The sequence below is a fragment of the Cellvibrio sp. genome (assembly GCF_053579595.1).
The window spans coordinates 1-10046 of sequence record NZ_JBRFPI010000147.1 but is presented as its reverse complement, the minus strand read 5'-3'; the positions used below and the strand labels follow the sequence as shown (position 1 = coordinate 10046).

5 protein-coding genes are annotated in these 10046 nt (G+C 52.5%); 3 read left to right on the top strand and 2 right to left on the bottom strand.

Features of this window, described 5'->3' with window-relative positions; all coding sequences use genetic code 11:
- Nucleotides 1-1344, bottom strand: a 1344-nt coding sequence (locus ACWA6V_RS10725) for a TonB-dependent siderophore receptor (protein WP_449522484.1), incomplete at its 3' end; no start/stop codon positions are given.
- A 471-nt stretch (nucleotides 1345-1815) separates the two neighbouring features.
- Here ACWA6V_RS10725 and ACWA6V_RS10720 point away from each other — a divergent pair.
- Both ACWA6V_RS10720 and ACWA6V_RS10715 read left to right on the top strand, forming a co-directional pair.
- Nucleotides 1816-5991 carry a cellulase family glycosylhydrolase gene (locus ACWA6V_RS10720; RefSeq protein ID WP_449522483.1) on the top strand — a complete coding sequence of 1392 codons (4176 nt, stop codon included), beginning with the start codon at nucleotides 1816-1818 and terminating at the stop codon, nucleotides 5989-5991.
- A gap of 131 nt (nucleotides 5992-6122) precedes the next feature.
- Nucleotides 6123-7943, top strand: a complete 1821-nt coding sequence (locus ACWA6V_RS10715; protein WP_449522482.1) for a glycosyl hydrolase — start codon at nucleotides 6123-6125, stop codon at nucleotides 7941-7943.
- 69 nt (nucleotides 7944-8012) lie between these two features.
- Here ACWA6V_RS10715 and ACWA6V_RS10710 read toward each other — a convergent pair whose 3' ends face one another.
- The gene (locus tag ACWA6V_RS10710) at nucleotides 8013-9047 is read right to left on the bottom strand and encodes a helix-turn-helix transcriptional regulator (RefSeq protein ID WP_449522481.1); all 1035 of its coding nucleotides are present in this window, start codon (nucleotides 9045-9047) and stop codon (nucleotides 8013-8015) included.
- A 252-nt stretch (nucleotides 9048-9299) separates the two neighbouring features.
- On the opposite strand from ACWA6V_RS10710, the gene djlA reads away from it, so the two are divergent.
- The coding region (djlA, locus tag ACWA6V_RS10705) for a co-chaperone DjlA (protein WP_449522480.1) at nucleotides 9300-10046 on the top strand (747 nt) is incomplete at its 3' end.

Below are 10046 nucleotides of genomic sequence, written 5' to 3'. Positions count from 1 at the left end.
AACGGAAAGCTCGTCAGTCAAATTCAGCCGAGTCGATACATAGTAGGAATCTTGCTTCTGATCTATGTAGGTAGACTGGGATGCAGCATCGTAAACATCAAATTCCGGCAACGATGTTTTGCCCTCGGCCCAGGCTGCGCCCACAGGGCTGTAATTCCATTCATCGGTGTAAATGGAGCGCCCGGTCAGGGTGATATCCGCCAGATTAATACCGGCTACCAACTCGTGCTCTTGCCCCAGGAATGAAAATGACCCACTGACAAACAAATCAACGATTTCTTCTTCGTCTGCGGCCTGATAGAGACTGGCGTGCGCCAGTAATCCCGCTTCAGTCACAGGATCAGGTGCGCCCGCCAGATAAAGTGATGTCCACTCGCTGTCCAGATCGTTGCGCGTGAAAACCGCTTTCGCCGTCCAGTTCGCGCCCAAGTCTTGCTCCAGTTCAGCGAAGCTGCGGGTTTGCTCCACATCCTGATAGGCCCAATCCGGGGCGGTATTCGTGGATACATCGTAATCGGTCAGGGAGCCATCGCTGTAAAACAGCGGCAAGGCGCCGGATGAATTGCCATCGCTGTGGCTGTCATTGATGCTGTGCCCCAGGGTGAAACGCGTGCTATCGGTGATTGCGCCACTGACGATGCCATAGAACACAATCAATTCTTTGCCGTAGCGATCCAGATAGGAATCCCCATCTTGTTTGGCCACCACCAATCGCCCATTAAGCTTGTCAGCAATGATCGCCCCTGAAATATCGCCGTCCAGACGGTATTGGTTCCAGCTACCGGCAGAGCCAACCAGCGACGCTTGCGTTTCATCAGTTGGGCGTTTGCGCAAATAGTTAATAGTCGCGGAGGGATTGGCGAGGCCGGTGATCAAGCCAGTCGCGCCTTTTACCACTTCAACTTGTTCGTAAATCGCCGTGTCTTCGTGGCCCTGTGTCAGGCCGTAAGAGAAGGGAACACCCATACCATCGGTTTGAAAGTTAACAATATCAAAGCCCCGGGCGGTGTAATAAGTACGACCGGTCTCTACTTGCTCAACGGTGACGCCGGGAACATAGGCCAAGAGCGAATTCACCTCGCGCAGGGAGAAATCCTCGATCTGGTCACGGGAAATCACTGATACCACCTGGGGGGTTTCCAACACTGTCAAGTTCAGTTTGGTCGCTGTTTTTGTCTTATCTGCCTCCCCATAAACGTAAGTGGTTTCAATCTCGCCTTTGCTGGCGTTGCCGTAAGGCTGGTTAGGTGCTCCCGATTGCTGGTTGGTTTGCGCAATGGCACCAGCTCCCCACATAAAACCCGCAACAGACAACGCTAAAGCGCTGCGAGATAACTTACGCATAACCACTCCTAAATAACGCTTGTTTCAGGCTGAATCGCCCCGGAAATACATGTGAAATGTTGATATAAACGCAATACTAAATCATCAGCAAATGAGAATCAATATCACAATCATTATCAACATAATCATAAAACATGCTTCCCGTTGTCTGCGCATGGAGTCTTGGGTGAGCCGCGGGGACAAAGAGTCAGTCTCAGGTTCGCCAACACGAATGTCACCCCAGTTCACATTTCTTGAATCGCTCGCCCCTAATAACTAGTCATCTATGCGTTTTTACGCGGATGAGTAGAGTAAATCGCCCTCTTTATTAGTATCTGCAATAGGTCAGTCGCGGGGTTTGCCGCGATTTTTTTGACCGCATTGGTAACCGATTACATATAAATCCGATAAATATTGTAATCGTATTCAATTGGGGAACAGGCATTCGTATGCCCTCCGTATCGATCATAAAAATAATCTCTAGAGGTATCTATGCATAAGCAATTTGCAAAGTGGTTTCCCGCTTCTGTGCTTGCGCTGAGTCTCTGCTCACCGGCGGCTCTGGCAGGGTTTAGTGTGCAAGGCGGTAAATTGGTAGAAGGTAACGGCGTGCCGTTTGTGATGCGCGGGGTTAACCACGCTCACGTTTGGTACAAAGACACCACGCCCCAGGCGCTGCGCGATATAGCCGCCACTGGCTCGAACACTGTGCGCATCGTATTGGCCAATGGCACTGGCGGATTGGGAGGGCGCGTGGGCGGCGCGGAAGTCGCGCAGGTCATCCAGTGGTGTAAAGACAACAAGCTGATCGCGGTACTGGAGGTACATGACGCCACCGGTTACGGCGATGGAGGTAACGCAGAAAACCCGCTCAATACCGTCAATTACTGGTTGAGTTCTGACATCCGCAGCGCGCTCAACAATCAGGAAGATTACGTCATCATCAACATCGCCAACGAGCCTTTGGGCAATAACCGGGCGGGGGAATGGACGTCGTTACAAACCCAATCCATCCAGAGAATGCGTCAGGCGGGCATCAAACACACCATCATGGTGGATGCGCCTAACTGGGGGCAAGATTGGTCAAATACCATGCGCAACAACGCGAGTACGGTGTTCAATGCCGACAGCGAGCGTAACACCGTATTTTCCGTGCATATGTACGAGAGTTACGGCAATTCCTCTGCCGTTCAAAGCTATTTACAGGATTTTAAGAACAAGAATTTGCCCGTGGTCGTGGGCGAATTTGGCGCCGACCACAAGGGCGCCAATGTTGATGAAGACGCCATTATGGCGGTCAGCCAACAGCTGGGGTTTGGTTATTTAGGTTGGTCCTGGTCGGGCAACAACGCCGAAACCAAATCGCTGGATATAGTGAATAACTTCAACGTGAATAGCCTCAGTTCCTGGGGCAATCGGTTGATCAATGGCACTAACGGCATTAAGCAAACCTCCAAATTGGCGACGATTTTCGGCGGCCAATCCAGCTCCAGTAGCGCATCGTCTACGGTTCCCAATATCGCCTTTGGCAAACCGGCCAGCGCCTCTTCGTTTGAAGGCGCAGGTTACGAGGCAGCAAAAGCCTTTGATAACAATGGAGCGACCCGTTGGGCTTCGGCACTGACAGCGGGAACTGCCAGTTTGTCGGTGGACTTGGGCGCTTACTACGATATTACCGGCCTGCGCTTGAGCTGGGAGGCGGCCTATGCCAGCGGCTACAACATCCAGATCTCCAGCGACAATGTGAACTGGACCAACCTCTTCAGCAAAACCAATGGCAGCGGCGGGGTCGAGAACATCAGCATCACCGGCCAAGGTCGCTACCTGCGCATCAATATGACCACCAAGGCCAATCCGGCCTGGGGCTACTCGCTCTGGGATATCGCGGTGTATGGCACAGGTGCGAACGGTGTAAGTTCAAGCCCTGCCTCAAGTATTTCATCCAGCAAGTCATCCAGCAGTTCGAGCATCAGCAACACCACTGGCCGGTTGGTCAGCCAGAATGGTCGCTTGCGCACCCTCAACGGCCGGCTAGTAAATGAGCGCGGACAGGCATTCCAGTTGCGCGGCATGAGCACCCATGGTTTGCACTGGTATCCCCAGTTCGTCAACTCCAGCAGCTTCAAATGGTTGCGGGATGACTGGAATTCCAATGTCGTACGCTTGGCGATGTACACCAAAGAAGGCGGCTACCTCGATAATCCCGCCGTACTGGATACACTCTGGAAAGGTATTGATGCCGCCATTGCCAACGATCTTTATGTGATCGTGGATTGGCACATTTTGAGCGACGGCAACCCGCTAACTCACAAAGAGCAGGCCAAAACCTTCTTCCAACGGGTCACCGCCAAATACGGCAATATCCCCAATATCATTTATGAAATCGCCAACGAACCTAACGGAGTGGATTGGGAATCCTCGATCAAACCCTATGCCAATGAAGTGATTCCGGTGATTCGTGCCGGTGCTCCCGATGCGTTTGTGATTGTGGGAACCGCCGTGTGGAGCCAGCGTTTGGATCAGGTGGTCGCCAGCCCACTCACCTTCAACAATGTGGCTTACGCCCTGCACTTTTACGCCTGCTCACCGGAGCATCAGGAACCACTGCGCGCCATAGTGCGGGCGGCGGCCGATGCGAAGTTGCCAATCGTCTCCACCGAATGGGGCAACAGTGAGTACACCGGCAATGGCAGCATCTGCCCGGATCAAACCAATACCTGGCTCAACTTGCTGGATTCCTATGGCATCAGCTGGGTTAACTGGTCGCTGTCAGACAAGAATGAAACCTCTGCGGCACTCAGGGCTGGAGCAAGTGGAACCGGCGGCTGGAGCAGCGCGCAACTGAGCGATTCCGGCAACTTCGTGCGCAACCGTTTGCGCTCTTATGGGGTGACGGTTTCCTCTTCCAGCTCGTCCAGCAGTATCAGTTCTTCGCTCCCACCCTCCAGCTCCAGCAGTTCGATTATTGCTACCAGCCCGCTTACCTGTGTGGTCACCCAAACCGGCAGTTGGCAAGGCGGTTATCAGTTGGATGTGAAAGTCACCAACACCGGCGCTGCGGTGCAAAACTGGACGGTTTACCTGAATTATCCGCAAACCGCTGCGATCACCAACAGTTGGAACGCCACCCTGACCGGCAGCGGAACCAACCGGGTCACCGCGACTAATGTGAGCTACAACGGCAACCTGGGTTCAGGCGCGTCTACCAACTTTGGTTTGACCGGCAATACCTCCGGCGCGCTGGTTCTGCCAAGCTGTTCCGGCCAGCCGGTGGTGGTGACTTCACCGTCCCGTCCGTCAAGCTCGATTGCACCCAGCAGCTCAAGTGTGACAACGACCGCCAGCTCAATTCCTTCCACTAGCTCTTCGGTCGCGCCCAGCTCTCGTTCAAGTTCATCGGTATCGAGTGTTGCACCGGGTGTACGTCTGGATAACCCATTCACCGGCGCCCAGTGGTACCGGGACCCAATCTGGTCAGATAAAGCGCAGGCAGAACCCGGCGGCTCGAAGATCTCCGGCTACAACACCGCGGTGTGGATGGATCGCATCGGGGCTATTGCACCGACCGATGGCAGCTGGGGCCTGCGCGATCACCTGGATGCCGCTTTGGATCAGAATGCCAACGTGATTCAGGTAGTGGTCTACGACCTGCCCAACCGCGATTGCCATGCGCTGGCGTCCAACGGCGAGTTAAAGCAAGGGGCTGAGGGTTCAAACCGCTATCGCACTGAATACATTGATGCTTTAGCAGCAATTTTTGCCGATCCCAAATACCGCGACCTGCGCATCATCGCGATTATTGAGCCGGACTCGCTGCCCAATCTGGTGACCAACCTGAGCACACCCGCCTGCCAACAAGCGGCTGACGCGACCCATGGTTATGTCGCCAATACCCGTTACACCCTGAGCAAGTTGTATGCGATTCCGAATGTCTACAGCTATGTAGATATCGGTCACTCCGGCTGGTTAGGTTGGAGCGAGAATTTCGGTAAGGCCGTGACCTTGATAGGCGATGCGATCAAGGGCGCAACGGGCGGCGTTAACTCCATCGCCGGGTTTGTCTCCAACACCTCGGGCTACACACCTTTGTACGAGCCCTTCCTGGATTCGCTGGCCAATAGCGCCTTCCCCGGTGGTGGCAGCCAAACCCGGCAAGCCAAATTCTACGAGTGGAACCCGCACTTCAGCGAAGTCTCCTTCGTGCAGGCGTGGCGTTCGGCGATGATCTCGGCGGGCTTCCCATCCTCAATCGGCATGTTGGTGGATACCTCGCGCAACGGCTGGGGTGGTACTAACCGTCCAACTGCGCGCTCTACCAGCAGTGTGCTGGACACCTTTGTCGATCAATCGCGCATTGACCGCCGCGCGCATCGCGGCAACTGGTGCAACCAGCCCGGCGGTGTGGGCGAGCGCCCGCAAGTGGCTCCACTTGTCGGTATTGATGCCTATGTCTGGGTGAAACCGCCGGGTGAATCCGATGGCGCCGCCTCACTGGCGTTGTCATTCGACCCGCAAGATCCAGCCAAAGGCTTTGACCGCAACTGCGACCCCACCTTCACCAATGCTGCAGGTACCACTACCGGCGCACTGGCCAACGCACCCGTTGCTGGCCGTTGGTTCAAAGAAGGATTCCAGGTGCTCTTGAAAAACGCCTATCCACCCTTGTAGCCCCCGGTCTTTCGCGCGCGGGTAGTTTGTTGCGCGCGATTGGCTTCTTGAGCTTGCCCAGGGACGGGCTCTTTTTAATCTTCCCGGCCGCCCTCTATAGAACGGGCGACCATGAACAGGCAGACACTATTATGAAAAAACCATTTCTCGCAGGATTCATTATCAGCGCCGCCAGCAGCCTGCTGGCGAATAGCGCGCTTGCCCAAAGTAGTTGTGGCCAGACACCGGCTGATCCGGATGCAAACCTGCAGGCCAAAAACCTGCTTTGCTACCTGAAAAATAACAGTTTTATCTCCGGCCAAACCGATATGCCCGATGCCGATAAAGTCCAACAGTGGACCGGGCGTTACCCCGCAATCATCGCGTTCGATTTTTATCGCTACACGGACGGCGACACCTCTGAAACGCAAAAGGCCATCGATTTTGCCAAAATCAAAAAAGGCATAGTGGCCTTTCAATGGCATTGGAAATGCCCGCGCGGTGGCGAGTACTACACCGATTGCGCTTTTGATCAGGACATGAATAACCCCAACTCCAAGCTGTATCAGGATATCGACGTAGTGGCGCGCGAACTGAAAAAAATGGGCGATGCGGGTGTGCCGGTATTGTTCCGCCCGCTCCATGAAGCTAACGATAATTTCATGTGGTGGGCCAAAAAAGGCGCCGACAATTACAAGCGTTTGTGGAAGCTGATTTACGATCGAGTCAACGCCCAAGGCGTGAATAATGTGCTCTGGGTATTCAATGGTATGGCCAGCACCGGCGGTTATCGCAGCAATATGCGCGATTGGTATCCCGGCGATAACATGGTGGACTCGGTGACCTCGGACTACTACCAAAGCTGGACTGACTACAACACGCTCAAAGCCATCGGCAACAATAAAATCGTCGGCATCGCCGAAACCTTTAACGCACTCAATCCCGCTAACGAACCGCCCTTTTCGTTTTCAATCGTTTGGGCATTCCGCGATTGCTATCGCACCCAGGGGCAACCCAGCTCTGGCGATGTAAAAGGTTGCGAAAACTCCTGGCGCACAGCCATGAGTAACAGCAAAACCATCTCCATCGATCAGTTGCCGGATTTCTCCGCCACCAGCAGCTCCAGCTCGTCCGCCGGACCGGTTAATTTAGCGCTGGGTAAGGCAGTAGTTGCCAGCTCCACCGAAGGTGCGGGTTACGAGGCCGCCAAATTGGTTGATGGCAATGGGGCGACCCGTTGGGCATCGGCATTAAATGCGGCGAATGCATCGGTAACGATTGATTTGGGCAGCTATTACGACCTCTCCGGCGCGCGCCTGCAATGGGAAGCTGCTTACGCAACGGCGTACAACATTCAAATTTCTACGGACAATGTGAATTTTTCCAACCCGATTTTCAGCAAAAATAATGGCGCGGGCGGCATTGAAAATCTGTCGTTCGTTGGGCAAGGGCGCTACCTGCGCATCAACCTGACCGGCAAAGCCAATCCCAACTGGGGCTATTCGCTGTGGGAGGTCTCAGTCTTTGGCGATTCGACCACTGCATCTTCGCTGAGCAGTACAGCCACATCAAGCAGCATAAGTTCAGCGGCGAGCAGTTCATTGGTCGCGAGCAGCTCATCAAGAGCAGCCAGCTCTTCTGTCGCCAGTAGCGCATCCAGTGCTGCGCCCAGCCAATTTACCTGCACGGTGACACGCACGGGCAGTTGGTCGGGCGGCTATCAGGCAGATGTGCGGGTTACTAACACAGGAGCTGCGGTAAATGGATGGAAGATTTATTTAAATTTTGCGCAAAATGCACAAATCACCAGCGGCTGGAACGCGACGCTGACTGGTAATGGCACGACCAAGGTAACTGCAACCAACGTAAGTTATAACGGTACTTTGGCGAGCGGTGCTTCCACCAACTTTGGTTTTACCGGAAATGCTGGCGCTAATTTTTCATTGCCTGGCTGCTCTGGCACAAGCAACTAATACGGCCGATTTGCTTTACTTGATCACGGTCGCACACACCTGTGTGTGACCGTTTTTATTTGCGCAAAGTTATTCTGTCAACGCCGTAGATGAACGCGCATTGCGCCGATATTCACTCGGCGTACATCCGGTAGCCCGCTTAAAGATCCGCTGAAAAGATGACTGGCTGTTGAATCCGGATTTATAAATAATGTCGAGAATGGAAACATCATCCATGTCCGGTGTGCTGAGCAAACGCTTGGCTTCCTCGACGCGCAAACCATTAATAAAATCAAAAAAATTCAGTTGGTAATGGGTGTGCAAAATCGCGGACAACACCCGTGGTTTAAGGCCTGCAGCTTCCGCGAAGCGGTCGAGGTTGATGTTGTTTTCCAGATAAATTTTTTGTTCGTTTATCGCGCGTTCAACCAACGCTATTTTGGAATCATCCAGCGGTTGGTTGCCAATTTTTTTAGCATCGTATGGGGTGACATTCAATAATTCTTTGGCGTTAATCAAACCCAAAACCAATAGTGCATTGAGTTGGACAACGACAAGATAATCCTCCATATTGCCGATAACGTCATTCACTTCCTCACTCAGGAAATTGCCTACCACATATTGGAAGAACGCCCAGCTCCAGTGGGTGACAAAACTCCACAATACAAAATAATCCAATTTAAACTTAGCGGGTGATACCACCGAATAAAGATGGTGTTGTTGTTCATGCAAGCGGCGGATAACGGAGAAGCAGGCCACTATATACACAATTGGTAAGCAGCGAATAATGGTCCATGCAAAGCGCGCTGCGGCCTCGCGCTCGGCGGGCATTTCTGTTTTTAAAATCCAGGAGACACCGTCTACATCAAACACAAGCAAGACCAGCGTCACCAGACCAAAAGGCGATAGATGCAACCACATTTTCCACTGTTTGAAATCAATAGTTTCGATCAATGAGCGAAAATAAAAATATAAGCAGGGCCCTTGCAATAACAACGCGAAAGCAGTGAACACGGGCGCAAACAAGGTGGTGTTGATCCAGAGCACGCGCAGTTGGTCATTCCAGGAGAGCAGCGTCACCACCACCCAAATAGCGTTCAGCACAAAAAAGAATGACAAAAGCATGCGCGACTGAGGTCTTGCAGTCGGCAACACTTTAAGCAGCCCAACTAAAAACAGGCACTCAATAAACGTGAGAATTAGGACCGCGTCGTGAAGATTGAGAAAATTTGCATTCATTATTATTAATATCCAAAACGTCATTCCAGCACTGCCATAAACGGCAACTTCCGTAATCCGGGATGTAGCGCAATGTCATATTAAGATGTAGGCTTTGGTAAAACAATGAGATAAACCTGTAACAGGAAGATCATCCTCATGCCCGACAAGCGCCAAAGTATTCGCGCAGCTTTTTTGAAGGCGACATTTAGTTTTTTGGGCTATATCGCCAGTTGCGACGGGCAGATCAACCGTGAGGAAGTGAATCGCATTAAAGTCCATATGAAAAAAATGCGCCTGGTTGAGCTGGAGCAGCGCCAGGCTTTACACCTATTCAAATCCGGCACCCTGCCAGACTTTAATCCAAGCCAAACCATTACGGATTTCCGAAAATCGACCACACCCAAGCTAGTGCAGATTTTATTGGTTCATTTAATTACTATGGCACGGGCCGATGGCGGGCTGGTAGAAAAAGAATTGCATGCATTACAGTGGCTGGCTCGGGAATTGGGTTATAAAAGCATTGTGCTGCACCATTTATTAAAAATGATTTACACCCAGGATCAAATCGCACTGCGCAATGCACCGCGATCTACCGAGCAACAATCCATTTATTCTCCTCCCCAGAAAGCCGCTCACCGCAGCAGCAACGAAACGAACAATAGCATCCATCAACCTGGTTACCAAAATACCGACTTGCAAAACGCCTACGCAATATTAGGCGTGGGCGCAGAGATGACCGAGGAGGAAATTCGCAAAACCTATAAAAAACTGGCCAGCCAATATCACCCGGATAAATTGGCAGGCCAGGGCTTAACACAGGAACAACTGAAGGCAGCAACAGAACGCTTCAAGAAAATCCTGGCAGCATACGAATTCATTAAGCGGTACAGGTCTATGTATGCT